Origin of the sequence: Streptococcus sp. S5 (assembly GCF_034134805.1) — a bacterium.
Lineage (GTDB): Bacteria > Bacillota > Bacilli > Lactobacillales > Streptococcaceae > Streptococcus > Streptococcus lingualis.
This window is the reverse complement of the sequence record NZ_CP139419.1, coordinates 1,082,475-1,107,970: the sequence shown is the minus strand read 5'-3', so window position 1 is coordinate 1,107,970 and position 25,496 is coordinate 1,082,475. Positions and strand designations below refer to the sequence as shown.

General features: G+C 40.7%; 23 protein-coding genes and 1 pseudogene. 9 read left to right on the top strand and 15 right to left on the bottom strand.

The features are described from left to right. Positions 1-195: 195 nt before the first annotated feature. The 3 genes from SM123_RS05210 to SM123_RS05200 are packed head-to-tail and all read right to left on the bottom strand — an operon-like array spanning position 196 to position 2,390. Complete coding sequence (locus SM123_RS05210; protein ID WP_151378828.1) at positions 196-885, bottom strand: hypothetical protein; 690 nt, start codon at positions 883-885, stop codon at positions 196-198. Beyond that, a complete protein-coding gene (locus SM123_RS05205) occupies positions 866-1,678 on the bottom strand; it encodes a hypothetical protein (protein ID WP_320909141.1) in 813 nt (270 codons plus the stop codon). Before SM123_RS05205 ends, SM123_RS05210 begins: the two co-directional genes overlap by 20 nt. 1 nt (position 1,679) lies before the next feature. Then, the gene (locus SM123_RS05200; RefSeq protein ID WP_023918267.1) at positions 1,680-2,390 is read right to left on the bottom strand and encodes an ABC transporter ATP-binding protein; all 711 of its coding nucleotides are present in this window, start codon (positions 2,388-2,390) and stop codon (positions 1,680-1,682) included. Between the two features lie 158 nt (positions 2,391-2,548). Here SM123_RS05200 and SM123_RS05195 point away from each other — a divergent pair, with 158 nt between their 5' ends. Both SM123_RS05195 and SM123_RS05190 read left to right on the top strand, forming a co-directional pair. Further along, complete coding sequence (locus SM123_RS05195; protein ID WP_070662304.1) at positions 2,549-3,220, top strand: response regulator transcription factor; 672 nt, start codon at positions 2,549-2,551, stop codon at positions 3,218-3,220. Further along, positions 3,205-4,281: a sensor histidine kinase gene (locus SM123_RS05190; RefSeq protein WP_320909140.1), complete on the top strand. Its 1,077-nt coding sequence runs from the start codon at positions 3,205-3,207 to the stop codon at positions 4,279-4,281. The genes SM123_RS05195 and SM123_RS05190 overlap by 16 nt, the downstream gene beginning before the upstream one ends. 102 nt (positions 4,282-4,383) lie before the next feature. Here SM123_RS05190 and SM123_RS05185 read toward each other — a convergent pair whose 3' ends face one another. Further along, positions 4,384-5,322, bottom strand: a complete 939-nt coding sequence (locus tag SM123_RS05185; RefSeq protein ID WP_320909139.1) for a CPBP family intramembrane glutamic endopeptidase — start codon at positions 5,320-5,322, stop codon at positions 4,384-4,386. An 83-nt stretch (positions 5,323-5,405) separates the two neighbouring features. Between SM123_RS05185 and SM123_RS05180 the strand changes: the two genes are divergently transcribed. The 3 genes from SM123_RS05180 to SM123_RS05170 are packed head-to-tail and all read left to right on the top strand — an operon-like array spanning position 5,406 to position 8,508. After that, positions 5,406-5,558, top strand: coding sequence for a hypothetical protein (locus SM123_RS05180; protein WP_320909138.1), 153 nt, complete (start codon positions 5,406-5,408; stop codon positions 5,556-5,558). Between the two features lie 26 nt (positions 5,559-5,584). Further along, positions 5,585-7,768, top strand: coding sequence for an amino acid ABC transporter substrate-binding protein/permease (locus tag SM123_RS05175; RefSeq protein ID WP_320909137.1), 2,184 nt, complete (start codon positions 5,585-5,587; stop codon positions 7,766-7,768). Continuing rightward, positions 7,768-8,508, top strand: coding sequence for an amino acid ABC transporter ATP-binding protein (locus tag SM123_RS05170; RefSeq protein WP_003007564.1), 741 nt, complete (start codon positions 7,768-7,770; stop codon positions 8,506-8,508). The genes SM123_RS05175 and SM123_RS05170 overlap by 1 nt, the downstream gene beginning before the upstream one ends. Positions 8,509-8,750: 242 nt before the next feature. On the opposite strand, the gene SM123_RS05165 is transcribed toward SM123_RS05170, so the two are convergent. The 7 genes from SM123_RS05165 to SM123_RS05135 all read right to left on the bottom strand — a co-directional run bounded on the left by SM123_RS05165 (position 8,751) and on the right by SM123_RS05135 (position 17,587). Beyond that, positions 8,751-10,493, bottom strand: coding sequence for an ABC transporter ATP-binding protein (locus SM123_RS05165; RefSeq protein WP_320909136.1), 1,743 nt, complete (start codon positions 10,491-10,493; stop codon positions 8,751-8,753). After that, positions 10,490-12,217, bottom strand: a complete 1,728-nt coding sequence (locus SM123_RS05160) for an ABC transporter ATP-binding protein (protein WP_320909135.1) — start codon at positions 12,215-12,217, stop codon at positions 10,490-10,492. Before SM123_RS05160 ends, SM123_RS05165 begins: the two co-directional genes overlap by 4 nt. A gap of 116 nt (positions 12,218-12,333) precedes the next feature. Next, positions 12,334-13,533: an MFS transporter gene (locus SM123_RS05155; protein ID WP_320909134.1), complete on the bottom strand. Its 1,200-nt coding sequence runs from the start codon at positions 13,531-13,533 to the stop codon at positions 12,334-12,336. 58 nt (positions 13,534-13,591) lie between these two features. Next, a complete protein-coding gene (locus tag SM123_RS05150; RefSeq protein WP_320909133.1) occupies positions 13,592-14,329 on the bottom strand; it encodes a DUF1003 domain-containing protein in 738 nt (245 codons plus the stop codon). Between the two features lie 70 nt (positions 14,330-14,399). Beyond that, on the bottom strand, positions 14,400-15,746 hold the full coding sequence (gene asnS / locus SM123_RS05145; RefSeq protein ID WP_003007581.1) for an asparagine--tRNA ligase: 1,347 nt from the start codon (positions 15,744-15,746) through the stop codon (positions 14,400-14,402). A gap of 148 nt (positions 15,747-15,894) precedes the next feature. Continuing rightward, positions 15,895-17,073 carry a pyridoxal phosphate-dependent aminotransferase gene (locus tag SM123_RS05140; RefSeq protein ID WP_049506462.1) on the bottom strand — a complete coding sequence of 393 codons (1,179 nt, stop codon included), beginning with the start codon at positions 17,071-17,073 and terminating at the stop codon, positions 15,895-15,897. A 16-nt stretch (positions 17,074-17,089) separates the two neighbouring features. Continuing rightward, positions 17,090-17,587 carry a cell wall elongation regulator TseB-like domain-containing protein gene (locus SM123_RS05135; RefSeq protein ID WP_320909132.1) on the bottom strand — a complete coding sequence of 166 codons (498 nt, stop codon included), beginning with the start codon at positions 17,585-17,587 and terminating at the stop codon, positions 17,090-17,092. A 207-nt stretch (positions 17,588-17,794) separates the two neighbouring features. Between SM123_RS05135 and SM123_RS05130 the strand changes: the two genes are divergently transcribed. Beyond that, positions 17,795-18,241 carry a MarR family winged helix-turn-helix transcriptional regulator gene (locus tag SM123_RS05130; RefSeq protein ID WP_003001765.1) on the top strand — a complete coding sequence of 149 codons (447 nt, stop codon included), beginning with the start codon at positions 17,795-17,797 and terminating at the stop codon, positions 18,239-18,241. 118 nt (positions 18,242-18,359) lie between these two features. On the opposite strand, the pseudogene yaaA reads toward SM123_RS05130, so the two are convergent. After that, a pseudogene (gene yaaA / locus SM123_RS05125) lies at positions 18,360-19,085 on the bottom strand (peroxide stress protein YaaA). A 66-nt stretch (positions 19,086-19,151) separates the two neighbouring features. Between yaaA and SM123_RS05120 the strand changes: the two are divergent. The 3 genes from SM123_RS05120 (at position 19,152) to SM123_RS05110 (ending at position 21,642) form a co-directional block, all read left to right on the top strand. Beyond that, positions 19,152-19,652 carry a DUF1836 domain-containing protein gene (locus tag SM123_RS05120; RefSeq protein WP_320909131.1) on the top strand — a complete coding sequence of 167 codons (501 nt, stop codon included), beginning with the start codon at positions 19,152-19,154 and terminating at the stop codon, positions 19,650-19,652. Further along, positions 19,627-20,274, top strand: a complete 648-nt coding sequence (trhA, locus tag SM123_RS05115) for a PAQR family membrane homeostasis protein TrhA (protein WP_003011253.1) — start codon at positions 19,627-19,629, stop codon at positions 20,272-20,274. Before SM123_RS05120 ends, trhA begins: the two co-directional genes overlap by 26 nt. A gap of 63 nt (positions 20,275-20,337) precedes the next feature. Beyond that, positions 20,338-21,642, top strand: coding sequence for an aminotransferase-like domain-containing protein (locus SM123_RS05110; protein ID WP_320909130.1), 1,305 nt, complete (start codon positions 20,338-20,340; stop codon positions 21,640-21,642). Between the two features lie 17 nt (positions 21,643-21,659). On the opposite strand, the gene SM123_RS05105 is transcribed toward SM123_RS05110, so the two are convergent. From SM123_RS05105 to SM123_RS05095, 3 genes are all read right to left on the bottom strand, one after another. Then, positions 21,660-21,908, bottom strand: coding sequence for a hypothetical protein (locus SM123_RS05105; RefSeq protein WP_320909129.1), 249 nt, complete (start codon positions 21,906-21,908; stop codon positions 21,660-21,662). A 92-nt stretch (positions 21,909-22,000) separates the two neighbouring features. Further along, positions 22,001-23,755 carry an ABC transporter ATP-binding protein gene (locus SM123_RS05100; RefSeq protein WP_320909128.1) on the bottom strand — a complete coding sequence of 585 codons (1,755 nt, stop codon included), beginning with the start codon at positions 23,753-23,755 and terminating at the stop codon, positions 22,001-22,003. Next, a complete protein-coding gene (locus SM123_RS05095) occupies positions 23,742-25,496 on the bottom strand; it encodes an ABC transporter ATP-binding protein (RefSeq protein WP_320909127.1) in 1,755 nt (584 codons plus the stop codon). The genes SM123_RS05100 and SM123_RS05095 overlap by 14 nt, the downstream gene beginning before the upstream one ends.

The window sequence follows — 25,496 nt, the reverse complement described above, 5'->3', positions numbered from 1 at the left end:
AATTGGTACATGAGCGAATTACAATCTAATTAATTGGACACGCATTAGCATAAAAACTAAACAAGACTCTCGCAATTACTTCGAAAGTCTTGTCTTTTATTCTAAAACCATGCAATACGTAATAAACATCAGTGTCCATGATATACAAAATTAGCAAGGTTTGCTCATCGGTATCATTTTTACGAAATCAATTTACTACTTAACTTCTTGATTCCTTACTAAGAGGTAGAGAGTTGCTCCAAGTGAGCATACAAGTCCAATAACGTAAGTACAGAGTTGCAAAGAGGAAACTCTCCCTAATATTGTTTCCGCAATAATATTATAAAATAGATAACTAGTCAATGGTTCCGCTACTCTTTCTATGAATGGTTGTACCAAAATAGGAAATAGCAGCAAAATAGCTAAACTCCCCATTGGACTTTTGAAAAAATAACTTAAGCAGTAAGAAATTAAAAAATATTGGATGGAGCCAATCAAATAGAAACTGAAAAGTTCTAAACTGACACCATTTTCGCTACTAAAAAAATGAAACCATACAAGCAGTACAATGAAATACAAGGTTGATTGTAGTACTACATCACATAATTCTACGAACAGGATCCGAATTGAACTTAAGATCCTTTTTCCACTTACCAAATAAACCAGTTTTGTTTCGTGTGATTGTAACTCAACAAATGCATTAACACACCCAATACTAACAGAGAGCATTGACGCAAAAACAAGAGCTTGCTTTATAGATAATTGTACAACAGTATCATTGATTGAAACTGGTAAAACACCTAAGAGACACACAAAACCTATCAAAAGTGACTGTATAGCTATCTGGTACTTTACGGGTTTTAAACTATATTTTTTGACGATAAGACTAAAAAATATTCTTGCCATTCTTCCTCCTCATTCGAATCATTTCTACAAGCATTATGAATACCAAGAACAAGATTCCTTCTACTACTAAAAGTGTAAATCCATAAAATTGGCTCGTTTGAATCCCTTCAATTCGGCCAAAAGCAAATGCCTTTGCTCCAATCAAAGGCAAGAGATTTTCTATTTTAGAAGAAATTCCTCTTAGAATACCTGATAAAGTGATTACCAATAACAAAACGTCTGCAATTAATGAAGTCATTGATTTTTTCGTTACTATTACGAAAAGTAAAGCTAATAAAGTAAGAACGATTGCAAATATCATAACTCTTACCGTGACATCTAAGAACAATGTAAATTCTAAATAATTCTTTAAAGTAGAATCTAGAAAAATGAGTAAGATAATAGCATTTACTATAGATAATACTAAAGTAGAAAGTATCGATAAAACAACCGAACTTGCAATAAACCCAGTAAGACGAACTTTCCAGTTTGGGATCAATAACTGAGTAAAATTATCATCACCAAATTGGTAATGGGTTGAATAAACAAGTGAAACTAAGATTGGTAAGAAAATAACACTTGCTTGGTAGGGTGAGGATAAGAGAGCATCTCTGACTGTATAGACTGGATTCGATGATAGCATAGATGGATCAAGGTTAACAGCCTGTCCATTTCCTTCTACTAAAGCATTTATCACCTGGATATTTTGAATTGAAAAAAATATGCTGACTCCCAAAATAAGAAAAAAAGTGAATTTAAAAGTAGGTAAACTACAATATTTATAGAGGTCACTAAAAAAGGAACGCTTCAACATATTATTCACCTTCTTTCCCTTCGAGTGCCTTAAAATATGCCTCCTCAAAAGATCCAAACTGTTTCAAAATGTCTTTGGTAGGAGCATCAATAACAATCTTCCCATTAGAAATCCCAACCAAATGATCTACAGTTAATTCTAACTCACTCATATAATGACTTGTCATTAATACAGTCTTACCTTCATTGACAAAAGACTGCAAAAAATTGCGTACCCAGCGTATTCCTTCTGGATCTAGTCCATTGATTGGTTCATCTAAAATTAAGATGTCAGGATTTGCTAATAAGGCTGTTGCTAACCCAAGACGTTGCTTCATTCCTAATGAATAGTCTTTTACTTTTTTATTTTTAGCTTCACTTAACCCCACCAACTCTAAACATTCGTTGCACCTATTTTTGTCAACGCCACAAGCCAAGCCAATCCACCGAAGATGCTGAAATCCTGTTCTTGTTGGATAAGGTTGACAACTGTCTAGGAATGATCCAACAATACAAAAAGGATTATCTCCCAATTGAGAGTATTTTTTTCCATCGATTAACGCCATGCCCATTTGACTATTTTCTAAACCAAGTAAAATTCTGATTAAAGTTGATTTTCCAGATCCATTCGGTCCAATCAATCCAGTAATCTCACCTTTCTTAGCTTTGAAAGACACGTTTTGAAGGACAATTTTATTATTATATTCCTTATGTAGCTTTTGAATTGTTATCATTCATTCTTTTTCCTTTCTGACTTTTAGTGAAATTCCACCTTCACTTGGAGCAAGTATAACAGGAGAAAATCAGGAAATTATCAGAATAATTATTTTCTTCATTTCTAACAAATTGCATTCTAGATTTGCTATAATATGCTCATATAATTGGAGGAACTATGAAGTATAAAATTTTAGCCATTGACGATGATGAAAAAATCTTACGATTAATAGCGAATGCATTAAAAGCGAACAACTTTCACGTGGAAACTCGTAAAAATATAGAGGAGATCAATATCTGTGACTTTACTGGATTCGATCTAATTTTACTTGATGTCATGATGCCTATTTCTGGTTTAGAAATCTGTCGTTCCATTCGTTCACAAATTACTACTCCAATTCTATTTCTAACCGCCAAAGATTTTGAAGAAGATTTACTAAAAGGAATACAAGCCGGAGCCGATGATTACATCACAAAACCATTCAGCATAAAGGAATTGATTGCAAGAATTCAAATGCATCTTCGTAGGGAAGAAAGATCTCACAACGCCTCTAAAGAAGAGATGGAGTCAAATATAACTTTTTATCGAGATAGTCAAGAAGTTTATTATCAATCAAAGAGAATTTCATTAACTAAGCGAGAGTTTGATTTACTTTATCTTTTAGCAAAAAATGAGAACCGAATATTTAGCATAGAAGAACTTTACAATTACCTCTATCCTGTAGACTCTGATGCACAACTACGATCCATTACTGAATACATCTATCAAATTAGACAAAAATTTAAGATTCATCAAATTGACCCCATCAAAACCGTTTGGGGAGGAGGATACAAATGGAAAAAGAATTGACAATCAAACAGCTCATTAAGCGTACCTATCTTAAAATCATTTGGCAATTTCTTCTATGTCTGATACTTTTTTACATAGTTCCAGCTCTTCTATCTTCTGTATCTGGAATTAATGAGAAAAATGCCAATCGCTTTGCTTTATTTTTCAGCGTCAGTTCTTGGATTTATCTTTGTATCATTTTAATTTTTATCATTGTAATGAATATTAGACAATTATTAACCAAGATTCAAAAAGAAATGAACATGGTTTATCATAGTGGTCTATATTTCACTAAAAATGAACATCACCATTTGCAGATTAAAGAATTCATTGAAACAAATGATCTGATCGAAAAAATGCAATCTGATATAAAAAATAGAATTCAAAATGAAAAAGATCAAAAAAAAGAACTCATGTTTCAAGTATCTAGTGCTGCACATGATCTTCGTAGCCCTCTAACTGTTATCAGAGGAAATGCTGAATTCTTACAATCCACTGAGCAAACACCTCAAACAATGGAATGTCTTAAAGACCTTGAGCAAGCAAGTATTCAGTTAAACGATTATTTTAACCACTTTATCCAATACTCCAAAACCTTTTACGACCATGATATTCAACTTGAAAAAATATCAATTAAACAAGTAGCTCACCAATTGAAGGAACATATCACTCCTTTACTCCCCAGAAATACACATTTTGTTTTTTCAAATACAGTAACTCCATCGACACAAATTGCCATTCATTCCAATCTATTTTTTCGAGCAATCACCAATATTATTAATAATGCAATACAGCATCAAAAAGAAAATGATGCAAAGATCCAGCTAACAATGTCACAAGAAAATAATCGATTAGTTCTAACCATATGGAATAATCAATCTAGTTTTTCAAAAAATGTATTACAACATGCTGGAAATCTTTTCTATAAAGAGGACCAAGCAAGAACACCCTCTCAAGAAAGTCACTTTGGACTTGGTTTATCTTTCGTGAAACGTGTCATGAAACTTCATAATGGAAATATGCATTTAGAAAATATTCATAATGGTGCACAAGTGATACTAACCATTCCCATTATTATATAGAAAAAGCCGAACTCATCATTATGTGTTCGGCTCAAAATGCAGACAAACGTCATTTTTGGTGTTTGTCTTTTTCTTATATGACTTTCAGACATTACAGAGAGGTTAGTCAGCAAACTTTTCTTTCCTCTCCCCTAAGCGATAGACAATCACTAGGGATACAAGAAGAACCAGAGTGGTGATGATTGATCCTTCTGCTCCAAATGCCCCTCCAGTCAACCAGTCAGGTCCATCTCCCATGGTAAAACTAAAGATAGACGCATCTGCGCCTGTGCCACTGACTTGAAAACCAAGGAGATTTCCTTGTACATAGTTCCAAGTGCCGTGTTGGGCGACCACTAGCCAGATACTATCCGTATAGATAAAAAGCAGACCAGCTAGCACTCCATCGAGGATGATATTCAGAACGGATAAGAAGGTCACTCCTGCATTTCCCATATGCAGAATGCCAAAGAGACTACTAGAAATCGCGATTGCTAAAGGCAAATTAGTTCTGGCTGCAATCCGAGTTAGGAGCCAACCCCGAGTGGCCACTTCTTCCGTTCCTCCTTGAAGGAGCCAAAATGGGAATAAGCCTAGAATAAAGAGGATGGGTTCTAAACTGAGCTCATTTAATTCAAAAGTCCCAATGCCACTTACCTGGTAGATAAGCGCAATCACTCCCATTTGAACAAGGGACATCAAAATCCCCCAGACTAGATACTTGAGCCAATTTCTTTTTACAAAGCCTAAACTTGATAAAGCATTCTTCTCTATGACCTTCACCCAAAAAATAAAGAGAAATAGTATGATTACAAAACTGAAAAGCTCATAATAGAGAAGATAATGGTAGAAAAATTCTTGAATACTTGCTGTCCCATTTCCTGGTGAAAAGAACTCCGCCAGAAAACCTATCACTAAGGAAAATGGTCCCACAAGTTCACTACCAATCCAAAGGCCTCCTTCTATAAAGAGAGATGCTAATAATACATAAAATAGTGTAGAAATAAGAACTGGCCATGAGGTGTTAGTTTTTATATCCTGAATCATCTTTACTTTCTTCATGATCAACCTCCATTTATCTGATAGTTCCATTGTAGCAAAGAAAATCTAGAGCTGCAATATCGTTTCGTGTTAGAAAACCTAACATGAAAACCGGATTTTTCTTGCAAAGCAAACTATTTTCTGATATAATAGCTCTTGTAGAAAAACATAAGACCATTCATACTCGTTTTGGTATGAATGATTTGTTTTTTTTAGGCCATCCTTTGGTCAATGTGCTCATGGGTCAAATCCCCTAAGAGAAAAGAATTTAAAGGAGACAGAAATGAAGAAAAAATTACTAGCATGTTTGCTTTTCTTATTTCCAATCGTTGCATTCGCTGGTCATGCTCATGCTGAAACGATCAAGGTCGTTTTCGATACAGCGTATGCACCATTTGAATTTAAGGATTCAGATCAAACCTATAAAGGAATCGACGTAGAGATCTTAGACAAGGTCGCTGAAATCAACGGCTGGGATTTGGACAAATCCTTCCCTGGATTTGATGCAGCGGTCAATGCAGTTCAAGCTGGTCAAGCGGATGCCATCATGGCCGGAATGACCAAAACAACAGAACGTGAAAAAGTCTTCACCATGTCTGATACTTACTACGATACAAAAGTTGTCATCGCGACTACGAAAGCTGACAAAATCACGAAGTACAGCCAATTAAAAGGGAAGACAGTCGGTGTTAAAAACGGAACTGCAGCCCAACGCTTCCTCGATAAAAACAAGGACAAGTACGGCTACAAGATCAAGACTTTTGATACTGGTGATCTCATGTATAACAGTTTAACAGCTGGTGCAGTGGATGCAGTCATGGACGACCAACCTGTTATTCAATACGCCATCCAAAAGGGTCAGGACCTAGCTATCAATATGGACGGGGAAGCAGTCGGTGGCTTTGCCTTTGGTGTTAAAAAAGGTGGAAATCATGAAAAATTGATCACTGAATTTAACAAGGCCCTCGCTCAAATTAAAGCTGATGGAACACTTGATAAGATCATAAAGAAATGGACTGGTGAAAGCCAATCATCAAGTAACAGTGCCATTCCAGAAACCACTACTCCTGCCGGTCAAAAAGCAACTCCTAAAAAATCAAAATATAGCATTTCAAGTGACTCATCTTTTGCACCATTTGTCTTCCAAAATGGAAAAAACAAATACACAGGAATCGATATGGACTTGATCAAGGCTATTGCCAAAGACCAAGGATTTACCATCGAGATTGATAATCCTGGATTTGATGCTGCGGTAAGTGATGTCCAATCCGGCCATGCGCAAGGAATGATAGCAGGAATGACCGTAACAGATGCTCGGAAAGAAACATTTGATTTTTCTGAACCATACTACACGGCCAATTCTATTCTAGCCGTTCAAGAAAGTAGCAAGATTGATTCATATGATGACCTAAAAGGAAAGACAGTCGGTGTTAAAAACGGTACTTCCTCACAAAACTTCCTTGAAGAAAACCAAAAGAAATATGGTTACAAAATCAAAACGTTCTCTGACGGAGCTTCTATGTATGATAGTTTGAATTCTGGTTCTGTTGCAGCGATCATGGATGACGAACCTGTTATCAAATACGCCATTAAACAAGGACGCAAATTCAAAACACCTATCGAAGGAACTCCAAGTGGTCAACTAGCATTTGCCGTTAAAAAAGGAGAAAATCCTGAATTGATCGAAATGTTCAATAACGGCCTTGCAAACTTGAAGAAAAGTGGCCAATACCAAAAGATTCTTGATAAATACCTTAAATCAGATAGCAAATCAAGTACTTCAAGTACAACAGCAGATGAAACAACGATCTGGGGCTTGCTTCAAAACAACTACAAACAATTGTTAAGTGGTTTGGGTGTCACTCTTGCCCTTGCGCTTCTCTCTTTCGCGATTGCTATGGTGATCGGTGTTATCTTTGGGATGTTTAGTGTTAGCCCTTATAAATGGCTCCGCTGGACAGCAGAAATCTTCGTCGATGTCATTCGTGGAATCCCACTCATGATCCTCGCTGCCTTCATCTTCTGGGGAATTCCAAACTTGATTGAATCGGTCACAGGTCATCAATCCCCAATCAACGACTTTGTTGCAGGTACCATCGCCCTCTCCCTCAATGCTGCTGCTTATATCGCAGAAATTGTCCGTGGGGGGATCCAAGCTGTACCGATTGGACAGATGGAAGCCAGCCGAAGCCTTGGAATCTCTTATGGCAAGACCATGCGCAAGATCATCTTGCCACAAGCAACCAAACTCATGCTTCCAAACTTTGTGAACCAATTCGTCATTGCCCTGAAAGATACGACTATTGTGTCTGCAATCGGATTGGTAGAACTCTTCCAAACTGGTAAGATCATCATTGCTCGAAACTACCAAAGTTTCAAGATGTATGCTATCCTTGCCGTCTTCTACCTCGTGATTATCACCTTGCTAACACGATTTGCAAAAAAATTAGAAAAGAAGGTTAACTAATGGCTAAATTAAAAATTGATGTCCATGACCTCCACAAATACTACGGTGAAAATGAGGTCTTAAAAGGAATCTCAACAAAATTCTACGAAGGGGATGTGGTCTGTATTATCGGGCCGTCCGGTTCTGGTAAATCGACCTTCCTTCGTAGTCTTAATCTCCTCGAAGAAGTGACAAAAGGTCAAATTACCGTAAATGGATATGATCTAACCGATCCAAAAACCAATGTTGATTTGGTCCGTGAAAATATCGGGATGGTTTTCCAACACTTCAACCTTTTCCCTCACATGAGCGTCCTTGAAAACATTATGTTTGCGCCAGTAGAGCACAAACTGATGACCCGTGAAGAAGCTCAAAAAGTCGGGATGGAATTGTTGGAAAAAGTTGGACTTGCAGATAAAGCCGATGCCAATCCAAATAGTCTTTCCGGTGGTCAAAAACAACGTGTGGCTATCGCACGTGGACTTGCCATGAATCCAGATATTATGCTCTTTGACGAACCTACTTCTGCCCTTGACCCTGAGATGGTTGGAGATGTATTGAACGTTATGAAAGAATTGGCAGAGCAAGGCATGACCATGATCATCGTTACCCACGAGATGGGATTTGCCCGCCAAGTAGCCAACCGAGTCATCTTTACCGCAGACGGTGAATTCCTCGAAGATGGCAAACCAGACCAAATCTTCGACAACCCCCAACACCCACGCTTGAAAGAATTCTTGGATAAGGTTCTAAACGTTTAAAAAATAGTGGTTTTTGAAGCATCTAGCAATTTTGCTAGATGTTTTTTTAGACGAAAAAAGAGGCTGGAACAAAAGTCCTAGCCTCTCAATTATTTTTGGATTGTCGAGCAAGACGCAGTGGTTGAGTGGGCTCTACTACGCTGATTTCATCAGCTTTTAAAGCCCTACTCAACTGTGCGGAGGTGGGACGACGAAATCGAATTCTAACGAATTACCGATTTCTGTCCCACTCTCTTTTCATTTTAACTAATCTGTTGCTGTGCTGTCTGCATTTTGTAGTAAACACCTTGCGCTTGCATTAGCTCTTCATGAGTACCATGTTCAACAATGTCGCCATCCACCATGACAAGGATCATATCGGCATTTTGAATGGTCGATAAGCGGTGAGCGATGATGAAGCTGGTCCGTCCCTTCATGAGCTGATTAAAGGCATCTTGAATCAAGACCTCAGTCCGAGTATCGATGGAGGATGTAGCCTCATCCAAGATCAAAATCTTAGGAACTGAAAGGAAAACACGCGCAATCGTTAAGAGTTGGCGTTGACCTTGAGACAAAGACTCTCCAGCATCTGAAAGATAAGTATCATACCCTTGTGGCAACTGCCGAATAAAGAAATCTGCATTTGCTGCTTTGGCTGCTTCTATGACTTCTTCTCTAGTTGCATCGGGACGAGAAAAGGCGATATTTTCATGAATCGTCCCAACCTTGAGCCAGGTTTCTTGTAGGACCATACCAAACTGTTGGCGGTAGGAAGCACGGGTGTAGTCCGTAATTGGTACCCCATCAATCGTGATCTCGCCAGAATTAACAGGGTAGAAACGCATGAGCAGATTAATCAAGGTCGACTTTCCTGCTCCTGTAGGCCCTACAATGGCCACTTTACTGGCAGCTGGAACCTGAATGGTTAAATCTTTGATCAAGGTCCGCCCCAAATCATAGCCAAATGAGACATGCTCAAAACCAATCGCACCTTTGACATCCTGACTTTCCAGAATCTGATGGCCTGTCTCTTCGACCTCAGTTTGATCCAAGACGCTGTACAAGCGCTCTGCGCAGGCAAGGGCACTTTGGAGTTCTGACAAGACAGAGGAGATATCATTAAAGGGCTTGGTGTATTGGTTGACATAATTGAGGAAGGTCACCAATTGACCGACAGTAAAGTGAGATCCCGAAATAATGCGTACAGCACCAAATCCAGCCACTACTGCATAAATCAAGGCATTCACAAAGCGAGTGGCAGGGTTGACAGTTGAGGAATAAAAGACAGCGGATTGGGAATAATTGGCATAGCTTTCATTCGTCCCCTTAAAAGCCGTACGGAATTGATCCTGAGCGTTAAATGACTGGATCAAACTTTCCTGGGTCAAAGACTCTTCGATCAACTGAGTTTGAAGACCACGCGCCTTGGTCTGCTTTTGGAAAAGCGTATAAGAACGCTTGGCAATAAAACGAGCAATCACCAGGGATAAAGGGGTCAAGACCAGAACCGCCACCATCATAAAGAAATCCAAATCTGCCATGGTCACGATGGTGACAAGAATGGTTAAGAGGCCAACAAAGAACTGGTTAAAGACCATCAGAAGACCGCTATTGAGTTGCTCTACATCGGTCGTGAGACGACTGACAAAGTCCCCGCTCCCTTGTTTATCTAGATAAGACAAGGGCAATCGGTGTACTTTTTCCATCACTTCTGCTCTCAGGCTTTGGCTAAACCGATAGACCAATTGATTGTAGACAAGAGGATTGATCCATTGGATCAAGGTATTGACCACAATGACCAGAACCATTTGGATCAAAACAGGCCATAAGACTGTCATCCCTTGAGGATTGATGACTAAATCAACCGCATGTCCGATCAGGATCGGTAACCAAACCGTTAAGGCCACTTGAGCGATGGTTCCAAGACTAGCTAGGATCAGGAGCCCGGGATGGTGAGCAAAATCTCTAAACAGACGTTTTAAATAACTGAAACGTTTTTGACTCATGCTTCCTCCCTCCCGTGTTGTGAATAATGAATTTCTTGATAAATCTCATTGGTAGACAAAAGGAAATCATGATTTCCCAGTCCTACTTGATGTCCCTTGTTCAAGACCAAAATCTGATCAGCAGACTTGAGACTATTGGTTCGTTGTGATACTAGGATCAAACTCGTATCACTCAATTCTTCTTTAATCGATTTTAAGAGACGAGCTTCCGTCAAATAATCCAAGGCGGAGGTCGAATCATCCAAAATCAAGAAAGGAGCCTTCTTCAAAAGGGCACGCGCAATGGTCAACCGCTGGCGTTGACCACCTGAGAAATTTCGACCAAAGGCTTCCACTGGCTCATCGAGTTGTCCTTCTTTTTCACGGACAAAATCAGCCGCCTGAGCAGTTTCTAAGGCCCACCACAAATCTTCATCCGATAGATTTTCTTCCATCCCTAGTAAGAGATTCGAGCGGATAGTCCCTCTAAAGAGCTCTGCCTTCTGTGGGACAACAGCTACCCACTCCCGCCACTCCTTGAGAGTTTTAGGAGAGTGACCTTGGTGATAGAGGGCTAATTTCCCATGACTCACGGCATACAAATGACTCAATAACTGAACCAGGGTGGATTTCCCAGATCCTGTACCACCGATAATTCCCAACATCTGTCCATGATCCAGATCAAAGGAAATATCTTCTAGAGCCGGGCTTGAAGCAGTTGGATAAGTGAAAGAAACTTTCTGGGCGCTGATCGCTTCTTGCTCTCTTGCAGTTTCTACTGGCAAAGCTTCTAAGAGGTCTTCTTCCTTCAAATCAAAAATCTCTTGGACACGCTTGGCAGAAATATAGCTGACATTTAAAGACGTGACCAGCATAGCCAGCTTGATCAATTCTGTTAAAATTTGCAATAAATAATTGACCAAAGCGACCAACATCCCTTGGGTTAAAAGACCAGCAGAGATATTCAATTGTCCTTGCCAAATGACACAAACCAAGGTCGTATTGACCACAAGGAAGGTCAAGGGACTCACCAAACTAGACCAGATACCAGCACGAATTTGCCAGATCTTGTAGTCCTGATTGACCTCTCTAAAATCCTCTAATTCACTAGCATCTTGTCCAAAGGCCCGAATCACCCGCATCCCTTGAAATTGCTGACGCGTCACCGTAACCATTCGGTCTGTGATTTTCCGAATCTTAGCAAATAGCGGATTGACAATCCGTGACATGATCACAATAATCAGGGTTAAAATCGCCACCATCCCCAAGAACCAAAGAGTGAGTTTAGGACTGATGGTGAAGGCCATGATGATAGATCCAAAGACAATGATCGGTGCCCTCAAAAAGAGACGCAAGAATTGGTTGATCCCAACCTGGATTTGATAGGTATCAGAAGTGAGACGGGTTACCAAACTAGAAGTCCCGATCCTATCTCTCTTGTCCTTTGGAAGTGATAAGATCTTATCATACAAATCCTTGGTCATCTCGCGGGTAAAGCCGACAGCTGCTTTAGAAGAAAAATACTGGGCCGTAATAGCTACGACAACACCAAAGCTCGCAAATAAAAACAAAACACCGACCGTCATCACCACCGCGCTCGTTTCCTTTTTCGGAATGACCTGATCGACTAAGTGGGCGATGATTAAGGGGACACACAATTCGAAAATAGCTTCTAAAAGCTTAAACACGGGCCCTAGAAAAGTTTCCCATAGATAGCCCTTAAAATACTTCAATAATGATTTCATACGACTCGATTCTTTTTTTAATGGATATACATATTTTACCACAAATTCTTAAGATGAAAAAACTCCCCCTACAGAGCAGAGAGAGTTGAATACTGACCAAATGAAGGTCAGAAATCTTATTCCTTCTTTGTTACCTTGCTTAAGATCTTGCCCATTTTCCCCAACCCAAACATCAAGAGAGGGAAAGAGAATAGCGTGATAAGGCCTAATACAAGAAAGACTGCTACAAATCCACAACTATCAATGAACCAACCAGTCAGTGGGAAAATGACAATCATAGATAGACTAAACATCATGGAATTGATACTCAGCATGGTTGCTCGCACACTGGAAGGCAGATAAGCTTGTAAATCATTGTAGTAGATGGGTTGATAAACGGCATAAAGGGCATTGGTCAAGAGATAGACACTTAAATAGGCGAATGGAGTCTTCACACCTACCAAAAACAAGGCCAACCCAGTCAGTGCAACCAGAATCGGAAAGACTTGATTACTATTCCATTTTTTCCCGATTTGACTAGCCAAATAAACCGCTAGGAGATTGAATCCACTACCAATCAACATGATGAGTGAAACTTGCCAACTGGCTAAGTCACTGATTTTCTGTTGGTAGTAAAAATAAAACATACACATGATGGTCCCTACCAACTGATAGGTGAGCATCCAGTAAAACAAGACTGGTTTTTCCTGCCATTCTTGTTTCACTACCTCCAATATCCGCTTTAAGGTCAAATGATTTCTTTCATCACTCTTGCTCTCTGGCTCTTTCATCAGAAAGATCAAAAGAATGGAAAGCAAGGAAAGCCCAATAGCAATATAATAGGTCCAAGCCAATGCTCCGTGAATAAAGAAGCCTGCCACCACTGTACCTAAAGTTCGGGTGACTTCGGCCACACCAGACAAGAAGCTAGAAATCTGAAGATAACGGTCTTTTTGACCTGCTTCCACCGCTGAATCAAATAAGAAAGCGGTACTGGTCCCCGAGTCAAAATTATAAGACCAAGCATTGACCATCATAGCAATGGCATAGATCCAAAAATTCCCCTGACCAAATAAAATCAAGATTGAAGATCCAATGCTAGACAAGCGAGCCAAATAGAGATTGGTCTTGTAGCTAAAGCGATCGGCTAACATACCAGATGGAATCTCGCACAAGAGACTCGTCCCATGAAAGATACTCTCTAATAAACCAATCTGAAGCAAAGAAAGACCATTTTGAATAAAAAAGAGAATCCAAAAACTGGTGATTCCAAAATAAGATGTAAATTCCAGACCTGCTAGGAGTGAAATATTGCGTTTGTAAGTTCTTTTAAACATTGTTTTTCCTCTTTCAATAGATTATATAAGTGTTTCTAAAAGACTTACTTAGATTTGCCTACATCTTCTCCACCTCCTTCATTTTTTCTTGATTCATTTCTTGACGCAGCTGGGCCACTTGATTAGACAAGGACACCAACAATTCGGTTTGCAACTTTTGAATTTCCAGTAAATCCGTCTGGTCTTGTTGCACCATATGGTCAATCTTCGTATGCAACAAGCGAATTTCTCTTTCCGACTCCATATTGACGTTAAAGTCATTTCGCGCTTGCAAGCGATCGTAATCTGCCGCCCGGTTTTGGCTCATCATGATCAAAGGAGCTTGAATCGCCGCAATCGTAGAAAGTGCTAGATTGAGCAAGATGAAAGGGTAAGGATCAAAATTCCAGCCAAAGGGATGCAAGACATTAATCAACATCCAAATAGCCATCATCAGGATAAAACTAATGATAAAAGTCCATGAACCACCAAAGTGAGCAACAGAATCCGCCACACGTTGGCCAAAAGTATAACTGGCTGTCAAGCGATCTTCAACGTTAAAGGGACGCTCGCTTTCAGGCATGACACCTGTCACCTGCTGTTTAATGGCTTCGTTTTTATCATTGGCACGCTCAATAATCTGTCCAAGATAATCCATACAATATTGGCTCAAATTTTTATAGGTGATAAAATCATCCATTTGACTTTCCGGGTAGGAGGTCTTGAGCATCTGTTGAATGCTATGGTCTAGATCTGCGATCAAAGACCCCTGACCATCCTCGTATTCTTTCCCATCAATGATATCTATTTTCAGCATTGAAATTCCTTTCATAGTTTTTAGGAGCAGATATAAAAGTTAAAAACGCCTAATGGCGTTTTTACGTCTATTAAGGTTTGATACGGTGCAACATACGTGGGAATGGAATGGCTTCACGAATGTGTTTTGTACCAGCCGCGAAGGTTACCATACGCTCGATACCGATACCAAAGCCACCGTGTGGGACTGTACCGTATTTACGAAGATCAAGGTAGAATTCATACTCTGTACGATCCATGCCAAGTTCATCCATTTTTGCAACAAGGGCATCGTAGTCTTCCTCACGCATAGAGCCACCGATGATTTCTCCATAGCCTTCTGGAGCAAGCAAGTCTGCACAAAGCACGCGCTCTGGATTTCCAGGAACTGGTTTCATGTAGAAGGCCTTGATAGCTGCTGGGTAGTTCATGACAAATGTTGGCACACCAAAGTGGTTTGAAATCCAAGTTTCATGTGGTGAGCCGAAGTCATCACCATGTTCCAAATGCTCATAATCCGCATCTTCATCATTTTCATGCTCTTGCAAGAGATCAATGGCTTCATCATAAGTGATCCGTTTGAATGGTTCAGCAATGTAGCGTTTCAAGAGCTCTGTATCACGTTCCAAGGTTTCCAAGGCTTGAGGTGCACGGTCCAAAACACCTTGAAGAAGGGCTTTTACATAAGCTTCTTGCAAGTCAAGTGATTCATCGTGTGTCAAGTAAGAGTACTCAGCGTCCATCATCCAGAACTCAGTCAAGTGACGGCGAGTCTTAGATTTTTCAGCACGGAATACTGGTCCAAAGTCAAAGACGCGACCAAGGGCCATAGCACCAGCTTCGAGATAAAGCTGACCTGATTGGCTCAAGTAAGCTGGTGTTCCAAAGTAGTCTGTTTCAAAAAGTTCTGTAGAATCTTCTGCCGCATTTCCTGAAAGAATTGGGCTATCAAACTTCATGAAGCCGTTCTTATCGAAGAACTCATAAGTTGCATAGATAATGGCATTACGGATTTGCATGACAGCGACTTGTTTGCGTGAACGCAACCACAAGTGGCGGTTGTCCATCAAGAAGTCTGTCCCGTGTTCTTTAGGAGTGATTGGGTAATCTTGAGATTCACCGATCACTTCGATGTCTGTAATATCCAATTCGTAACCAAATTTAGAACGCTCGTCTTCTTTGACAATCCCTGTTACAAAGACAGAGGTTTCTTGGCTCAAGCGTTTGATGGTGTCAAATTTTTCAAGCCCCACTTCTTCGCCGAATTTTTCGATAAAGTTTGGTTTAAAAGCCACACCTTGGAAAAAGGCAGTCCCGTCACGCAATTGCAAGAAAGCAATTTTTCCTTTACCTGATTTGTTGGCCACCCAAGCACCGATGGTCACTTCTTGACCTACATAGTCTTTTACTTCGATGATAGTAATCCGTTTTGTCATCATTCATCTTCCTTTTCTCGTTAAACTTGTCCGAAGACATTATCTTCTTAATTGTATCATAAAAAGGCTTTCAGTGCTAGGCTCTACCTGTGAAAACCAGATTTTTTTTAAAGAAAAAGATCCTCAGCTCATTACTAAGGATCTTGCTATTTTATTTTTCCATAAAGGCCTTGAGTCGGCGAACAGCCTCTTTCAGGGTGTCCAAATCTGTCGCATAAGACAAGCGAATATTTTCAGGGGCACCAAAGCCAGCTCCCGTTACTAAAGCAACCTCTGCTTCTTCTAAAATTGCAGTGGTAAATTCCGTCACATCCGTATAGCCCTTCATCTCCATGGCCTTCTTGACATTTGGGAAGAGATAGAAGGCTCCTTGAGGTTTGATGGCTTCAAAACCAGGTACTTCATTCAACAAAGGATAAATAGTATTCAAGCGTTCCTCAAAAGCTTGACGCATGATCTCAATAGAAGATTGGTCTCCTGTGAGGGCTTCGATTGCGGCATATTGGGAAACGGTTGTTAAGTTGGAAGTTGTTTGGCTGATCACCTTGGCCATAGCTCCGATAATCTCAGAATCTCCTACAGCAAAACCAACCCGCCAACCAGTCATAGCATAGGTTTTAGAAACTCCGTTAATCACGATGGTTTGCTTGCGAATCGCTTCTGATAAGCTAGAAATGGGCGTAAAGGTATTGCCATTGTATACTAATCGCCCATAGATATCGTCTGCCAAAATCAAGATATCATGCTCGACAGCCCAGTTTCCGATTGCTTCGAGTTCTTCTTTACTGTAGATCATTCCTGTTGGATTGGATGGCGAATTCAGCAAGACAACCTTGGTCTTGTCTGTCCGTGCTGCTTCCAATTGCTCTACCGTTGCCTTGAAGTGATTTTCTTCTGTTGTTTGGAAAGTAACAGGTGTGCCTTCTACCATCTTCACCTGGTCTACATAAGAAACCCAGCAAGGGGTTGGAATGATGACTTCATCACCTGGATTGATGACAGAAGTAAAGAAGGCATAGAGGATAAACTTAGCACCAGTACCGACCACTACTTCATTCCGGTTCACAGCATAGCCATAAAACTCTTTCATGTAGTCGCTAATGGCATCCTTCAATTCTGGAAGTCCAGATGCTACCGTATAAAAGCTAGCGCGACCATCCTCGATCGATGCGACTGCTGCTTCTTGAATATTTTTTGGAGTCGCAAAGTCAGGTTGACCCAGGGTCAAACTTAAGATATCACGACCTTCTGCTGCCAAAGCTTTGGCACGCGCATTTGCAGCCAAGGTCACACTTTCTTCCATTTCCAATACACGATTTGATAATTTCATATTTCCTCCTCAAATCTTAAATAACACCGGTGACTTTCCCAGTCTTGAAATCCACCACATAATAAGAGCTCCCAGCCTTGACTTCCCAGATCGGTTTGCCTTTAAAGCGTCCAAAAGTTACCCGATCAATCGCGTCCTGACTCTTCTCTTTGACGACAGAAGCTGCCTCTTTGGAACTAACTCCTTCTTTCAAAGGGTAGGTATAGACTGCATCATCCGCCTGCGCCACCAAAACCGCTAGATCTTGCCCCTCTTGGTCCTTGCCAATGAAGGAAAGATAGGCTTCTTTGCCATGAAAGAAACTCTCCGTCTCAATAGTCGCAATCGAAGAGTGAGACAGAGCTATTTTTCTTGCTTGCGCCATTTGATCCTGCAAGCGAACAGAAGTTTTTTCAGCAAGAAATAGCCAAGAAAAAAGGACCGTCAACACTAAGATACAGATTCCTATTATATGTTGCCATACTATAAAAAGATTATTTTTCTGTTTCACTCCCTCATTATACACCAAAGCCACCTAGAATTCTATAGATTTTCAAGAAAGAATTGTTACTAATATTTCATACCTGTTACAATGTTTTAGTATAAAATTGTTTGATAAGCAAAGTAAAATTAACACCTTTGCTATCATTTGTTCATAGTTTAATAAATTTGTCACAATTTTGTAACTAATTTGAAAATAAAATTAAACGACAGAAATACTATTTATTGATAAAATATAGATATGGAAAATTTAAAGAGATTATTCAAAGAAGCAAACGTAGATTTAAAAACCATGATCGTCTTCCACAAGGCAGAACGATTGATCCGTGCCTCTGAGGCTCATATCTTTAAAAAGCACCAGTTGACACCAACTCAATTCTCTGTACTTGAGACCTTGTACAGCAAAGGCGATCTCCGCATTCAAGATCTGATTGATAGCATTCTTGCGACCTCTGGAAATATGACTGTGGTTATTCGCAATATGGTCCGCGATGGTTGGATTACACGCGAAACCGATCCAGAAGACCGCCGTGCTTATCTTGTATCTATTACAGATGCCGGTCGTAAAAAGATCGAAGAAGCTCTTCCAGATCATATCAAAAATATTCAACGCTTGATGCAAGTCTTTAATAGTGGTGAGCAAGCTGAGTTGACAGAACTCTTGAAGAAATTCAAACATATCGCCTAAGCCTACTGCTCAAGACGATTCTGACTCCAAAATCCTCTATTTTGGAGTTTTCATCGTGCATTCTCTTTATCTAATAGATCAAAAAAATATTCCTGACGCTTCTCAGGAATATTTTTATTTATTCTTTCACAAAGACCCATTCCTTCTCTTGCGATAAATCCTCACGATAAGAGAAACCTGCTACTTCTAATGATTTCAGATCTTCTAGATGGATGATTTCTTCCTTCATCATAGCTGTCACCATGGCCCCACGTGCTTTTTTTGAAATCGTCGAGTGAATCTTCAGGGTCCCACCACGATTCTCCATGAATTTGATCCGAATCATTCGCTCACGAATGGCTTTTGAAAAGACTTGTTCAAACTCAGAAGACAAAAGAGATAAGATCTGTTCTTCATCTTCTACTGCCTGATCATAGTCCTCTTTCCAGAGTACCTTTAGAGATTTTCCAGCTGGTTTTAGCTTCATCATAAAATCCAAGCGATGGGGAGCAATCCCTTCATAGGCAGGTAGCACACCATATAAAGCAGTCGTGATTAACAAATGCTCCTGCAGATAAGCCTACTCTTTTTCGGATAAGTCTTGACGCTCGATACTACGATACATAAGGCCATCAAACAGTTCCAAAGCAGGATAGGTTTTAGCACTCCCAGCTAACAGAGCCCCAATTCTTTCCTTTTCTACTAGAGCTCTTTCCTCTGAGATCCCGTAAAAGGTCGCTAATTCTGTTAGCGAGAATTGATTCATAGCTTGAAGGATGGTTTTTGTCTTCTCTGACAAGGGTTGGGGCTCGACGATACGAGCCTGTTCGTTCAGTTCTTTGGCGGATGGAATTAATAGTTTCATAGGTCTATTGTACCATATTTTTCAAATTTTCTTGACAGGAGTTTTTATTAATGTTATTATCTAGTTATGAAAACTAGATTAAAGAAAGGTGAAGATTTCGTGGCCACTTTTTCCTATCCAACGTGGGAGCAACTGCCTGAGCTAGACCTCTATCTTGATCAGGTCCTACTTTATGTCAATAAAACCTGTGCACCTGTTCTCTCTTCTTCAGACAAGGGCTTGACGGCTGCCATGATCAACAATTACGTAAAACATGGCTATGTCGAAAAACCAGATAAGAAGAAATACCAGCGTAGACAGGTGGCTCGCTTGATCGCTATTACAACCTTAAAAACGGTCTTTTCTATTCAGGAGATCGCTTCTACCTTAAATTTCTTGCAGGACCAGGCAAGCTCTGATCTTCTCTATAATAGCTTTGTTGCTTATCTAAATGATCAAAAAGAGCCGATCGCTCCTATCATTCGCTCTGCCTGTCAGACGGTTCAACTTTATCTTGAAACCCTGACTTATATTCAACCAGTAAAAACGGAGGAAGAAACTGATGAATTACACCATGAAACTAAGTAAAAAATTATCCTTTGGAGAAGAGATCGCCAATAGCGTAACCCATGCTGTTGGCGCCCTCCTCATGCTGATCTTGCTTCCGATCTCTGCAGTCTATAGCTTTGAACAACACGGTCTGCTTAGCGCCTTTGGGACTTCTATCTTTGTTATTAGTCTCTTTTTGATGTTTCTGTCTTCGACCGTCTACCATGCCATGTCTTACGATTCACCTCAAAAGTATGTACTTCGCATTATCGACCATTCCATGATCTACATTGCGATCGCAGGTAGTTACACACCAGTTGTCCTCACCTTGATGAACAACTGGATGGGCTACAGCATTATCTTGATCCAATGGGGGACCACCATCTTTGGTATTCTCTACAAAATCTTTGCCAAAAAAGTCAATGAAAAGTTCAGTCTCGCTCTTTACTTGATCATGGGCTGGTTGGTTATCTTTATTATTCCCCAAATCGTAAGCCAAACCAATCCGATCTTCTGGGGTCTCATGCTCATGGGCGGTCTGTGCTACACGGTTGGAGCTGGCTTTTATGCCAAGAAAAAACCATATTTCCATATGATTTGGCACCTTTTCATCCTTGCCGCTTCTGCCCTTCAGTATTTAGCCATTGTTTACTTTATGTAATACTGCCGCCACTCTTCGGAGTGGTTTTTTTGTGATTTTTTCTGTACAATAGAAAAAAACTGTATGGGGACAGTCAGGATGAAGACGAGCAAATACCAACAAATTATCGATTTCTTAAAAAAAGCTATTCAACAAGGCCAGCTCGAAACCGGACAGAAAATTCCTTCTGTTCGTCAGTTAGCCAGTCTATTTTCTTGTAGTAAGGACACGGTGCAACGAGCCTTGCTGGACTTGACTTACCAGCACTTCCTCTATGCTAAGCCTCAAAGTGGCTACTATGTTTTGGAGCAAGAACCTAATCGACATGAGGATCTTCCACTAAAATTAGAGAAAGACCGCAACCAGGCTTTTGAGGACTTCCGAACCTGTATCAACGAAACCTTGATTGGACGGGAGAATTATCTCTTTAATAACTTTTCGGACCAATCAGGCTTACTCGAAGTACGCCAATCCATTCAAGGCTTATTGAAGGAAGAAGGTATTTATACGACTGCAGATCAGATTGTTTTGACTGCTGGTACTCAGCAGGCGCTTAATATCCTCAGCCAGATTGACTTTCCCAATAAAAAGTCTCAAATCTTGATCGAGCAACCGACTTATCATCGGATGAACCAACTCTTAGATTCGCAGCAACTTGCCTACCGTACCATTCAACGTAATTTAACGGGGATTGATCTCGAGAAACTTGAAGAGATTTTCAAAAGTGGTCATATCAAATTCTTCTACACAATCCCTCGTTTTCACTATCCGCTTGGTCATAGCTATTCGTCCAAGCAGAAAGAAGCGATCTTGCAACTAGCTGACCAATATGATGTCTACCTTGTCGAGGACGATTATTTGGGAGATCTCGATGGCCGCAATGCTCCTTCTTTTCATTATCTAGATCGCAATAATCGAGTTATCTATATCAAGTCTTTTTCGACCAATCTCTTTTCTGCTCTTCGCATTACTTCCATGATCCTTCCCCAAGCCCTTCTTAAACCTGTCTTGACCTATAAGACAATTCTGGACTATGATAGCAACCTTATTATGCAAAAGGCTTTGAGCCTCTATATCGATAATGGTATGTATCTGACCAATAAAAAGCGACTCCTCGCCAGAAAAAAAGAGGAAGAAGAAAGTCTGAAGACTTTAATGGATCAGTCTTCTCTTCTACCTCATCTGACCCTGACCCACGATGGGGTCCTAGTAGATCTTCATCAGGTCAAATCTCTTGCTGCCTTAAAACACAGTGGACTCTCTATTGATTTTTTTGAAGCAGCCTACATCACTCCTTGTCCCTATCAACTAGCAAAAATCCAATCAGCAGATGTTGCCAAAGTTTTACCAAAGCTGACGCCTTTTTTTGAAAGTGAAACCCTCGTATAGACTATACGAGGGTCTTCTTATTTCTTTAAGTGCTCATAGACAAGTTTGGCATTTTGAAGGCCAATCCGATAGTCGATGCGAATTAAGCGAATCGCTTCCATCTCTGGTTCTTTGAGGTACTTCTCTCTTTGTTCCTTGGAGATGCTACCTGGTTTTAGAAGATAGTGGGTGAATTGATTTCTAACTTTAGTAAGCTCTACTTGAAGGGTGAAATAAAGTCCAAATAAGACAATAACAACTCCCATTAGGATGAGATCGTTTGACATGATTGTTGCTTCCTTTTTCTGTTCTTTTCTTTATTTTACAGCTTTCAAGCAAGAAAAACAAGGTTAAATTTGCATTTAGACCTTGTTTGTCCTTATTTCATCATACCGGCCTGGAGGTCATACATTTTCTTATACGTTCCTCCTAGAGTAATGAGCTGATCGTGGTTGCCTGATTCGATGATTTTTCCCTTATCGAGAACATAGATGCAATCGGCATCTTGGATAGTAGAAAGACGATGGGCAATAGCAATGGTTGTCCGCCCTTGGCGCATCTTCTTCAGAGAGTTTTGGATCATTTCTTCTGTCTCTTGGTCAATATTAGCCGTGGCCTCATCCAAAATGAGAATCTTAGGTTGAGCAGCAATGGTTCGAGCAAAAGCCAGAAGCTGTCGCTGACCAGTCGATAGGGTAGAACCCCGCTCGGTTACCGGATGATTATAGCCACCAGGTAGACTCTCGATAAATTCGTCCACATCCACAAATTCGGCGGCTTGTTGGATTTCAGCCTCTGTCAGTTCCTCATGGTACATCCGGATATTGGAAGCAATGGTTCCATGATAGAGAAAAGGTTCCTGCAGCACTAGACCGATAGACTTGCGCAAGGCTTCCTGACTGTAGGCCTTGATATCCTTTCCATCAATCAAGATCCGTCCGCGATCAAACTCATAAAATCGCATAAAGAGATTGATAATGGAAGATTTACCAGAACCAGTATGACCGACAAAGGCGATGGTTTGTCCGCTTTTAACCTCAAAGGAGATATCTTTTAGGACAACTCGTTTGCCATCGTAAGAAAATGATACATGATCAAAGCGTATATCTCCCCACTCAATTTCTTTCAGACTATCCGCTTGCTTGGGCTCATAGTCAGATCGATCCATCATCTCAAAGACACGCCCTGCAGAGATGGTAGAGGTTTGCAAGGTTGCAAAATTTTGGGTAACATCAATCAAAGGTTGGAAAAGCTGGCTAACGTACTGGATAAAGGCATAAATAAGACCTGCTGTAAAACCAGAAGACTGCCAATTTAGGCCGAAAAAGGTCAGAATGACCGCATAGGCTAGGACCTGTAAAAGTGTCATAGCTGGTCTCAAAAAGAGGGAATTGACATCGACAGAACGGTTGGCATAGTCCAAATGTTCCCCATTAATCCGTTCAAACTCATCGGTCAAACGCTTTTCTTGGCGAAAGGCCTGCACGATTCGCATGCCTTCGATGGATTCAGATAATTTCACATTGATATCTGATAATTTCTGACGCGTCATTTTGACCAGGCTGTTGGATAACTTGCGATAGAGTCGAATGGAAAACCAAATGATGGGAAGAAAAGGCAGAATCCAAATAGTTAAATGCCAATCCAGGCTAAACATGGTCACTAGGGTCACTACAAAAAGTAAAAAGGATGAAACCAGACTTGAAAAGACAGTGGAGAACATATCTGCGACGGCCTGTGTATCATTGGTCACACGGGAGACAATCGAACCTGCTGCTGTCTGGTCATAAAAGGACAGGCCCAGCCTTTGCAGATTTTGGAAAATATCTAGTCGGATATCTCTTACGATGGAATTGGATACACGCGCAAAGGTTAATTGGCTCAGGTAGGTCACCAGCACGCGCCCAATGAATAACCCATAGTAAAGAATGAGAAACTGAAAAGCTGTCATGACCGGTGAACCTGCTTCTTTTGGATCCACTAGGTGGTCAATATACCAGCGTGCCGCTAGAGGGATCGCTGTCAATAAAAGGCTGGTCAAAAGGGTAAAGACTAAGGCCAAAGCCGTGAGCCATTTATAGCGCCACATATAAGCCAAGAGCCGCTTCATCACACGAGCTTCAGATGTTTTCATTCAGCTTTCCCTCCATTTCTTCTGATAATTGTTGGGCTTGGTAGGTTTCATAGTACCAACCTTTTTGAGCCATTAATTCCTCGTGATTTCCACGCTCCTTGATTTGACCATTCTCCATTACCAGAATCAAATCCGCATGAACGATAGCGGATAAGCGATGGGCTGTGATCATGGTTGTTTTCCCCTTGCGTTCCTGCTTCATATTTTCGATGATCTGGTGCTCCGTCTTCGCATCTACTGCAGAGAGGGAATCATCCAGAAGCAAGATCTCAGGATTCATGACCAAAGCACGACTCATGGCAATCCGTTGCTTTTGCCCGCCAGAAAGAGAGACCCCTCTCTCTCCAAGCACAGTCTCCATCTGGTCTGGCATAGCCAAGACATCCTCATAGACCCCACAGGTTCTTAGCGCTTTTATCAACTCTTCTTCCTTAATCTGCGGATCCGAAAAAGCTACATTCTCGCGAATAGTCATAGCAAAGAGAATCTGATCTTGAGGAACATAGCCAATCAAACTACGCAGATCTTGCAAACGATAATCTTTGATGGAGATTCCATTTAGAAAGATATCTCCCTGCTCCAAGTCATGCTCTCTAAGCAAGAGACGCAACAAGGTGGTCTTTCCAGATCCAGTTGGTCCTACAATTCCAAGGGTTTGCCCTTTTTCTAAATGAAAGGCAACCTTTTCAAGGACAGGCTCTTTCTCATAGGCGAATTCTTCAATGTCATATTCCAGATCGCCGTTTTGGATTTCTCTGACTGGTTGACTCGGATCTTGGATATCCGGTGTTTCTGCTAAAAGTGTCTCAATCCGATCATAGGAGACGCTAGCCCGCTGACTAATATTAAACAAGAAGCCCATGGCTTGAAGGGGCCAGACGAGCATATTGAGATAGGTAATAAAGGTTACAATTTGTCCAACCGTCAGGCTCCCTTCCTGAACAAATAGCCCCCCGAAGTAGAGCGTCAAAACATAGGAGAGACCTACAAAAAGAAGAGTGGTCGGATCAAACAAAGCATTGTAACCGGCGGAAGTCATATTTTTTCGAAAGACCATTTGATTGGTTTTTTCAAAAGCTTGAATCTCATCTGCCTGAAAGCCAAAGGATTTGGTCACCTTGACTCCTGATACTGATTCCTGAACAAAGTTGTTCAGCTCTGAAAATCCTTCTTGGGCCTCTTTGAAGGCTTTGTGATTTTTGCGTCCAATGGCGGAAGTCACTACCACCATAACCGGTAGGGGCAAAATAGCCAAGAGGGTTAAGCGCCAATCAATCATGAAAAACATGCTGACTAGAGTCACCAAGGCCGTCACGGAAGCATCCACTGCAGACATAACGCCGCCACCAGCAAACATGGTTACCGCATTGATATCATTAGTAGCATGGGCCATGAGATTCCCTGTCCGATAACGCTGATAAAAAGACGGAGACATGAGCGTAAATTGCTGAAACAAACGGTAACGCAAGATTCGAGCCAACTTATTAGCCGTTCCAAAAATATAGCGTCTCCAGACAAAACGAAGGCCATACATGGCTAGAGCTGCGAGGACCAAAAGGGCAATATCCATAACTAACTGCCCCAGTGTCAGCTTTCTTTTATCGATCAAATCGATCACAAGGCCCATGATTCTTGGAGGAATGAGATTTAAAAAGCTAACCAAGATCAAGGCCCCTATCCCGATCAAGTATCGCTTCTTCTCTAAATTAAAAAACCAAGATAATTTCCTCAACAGATTCAT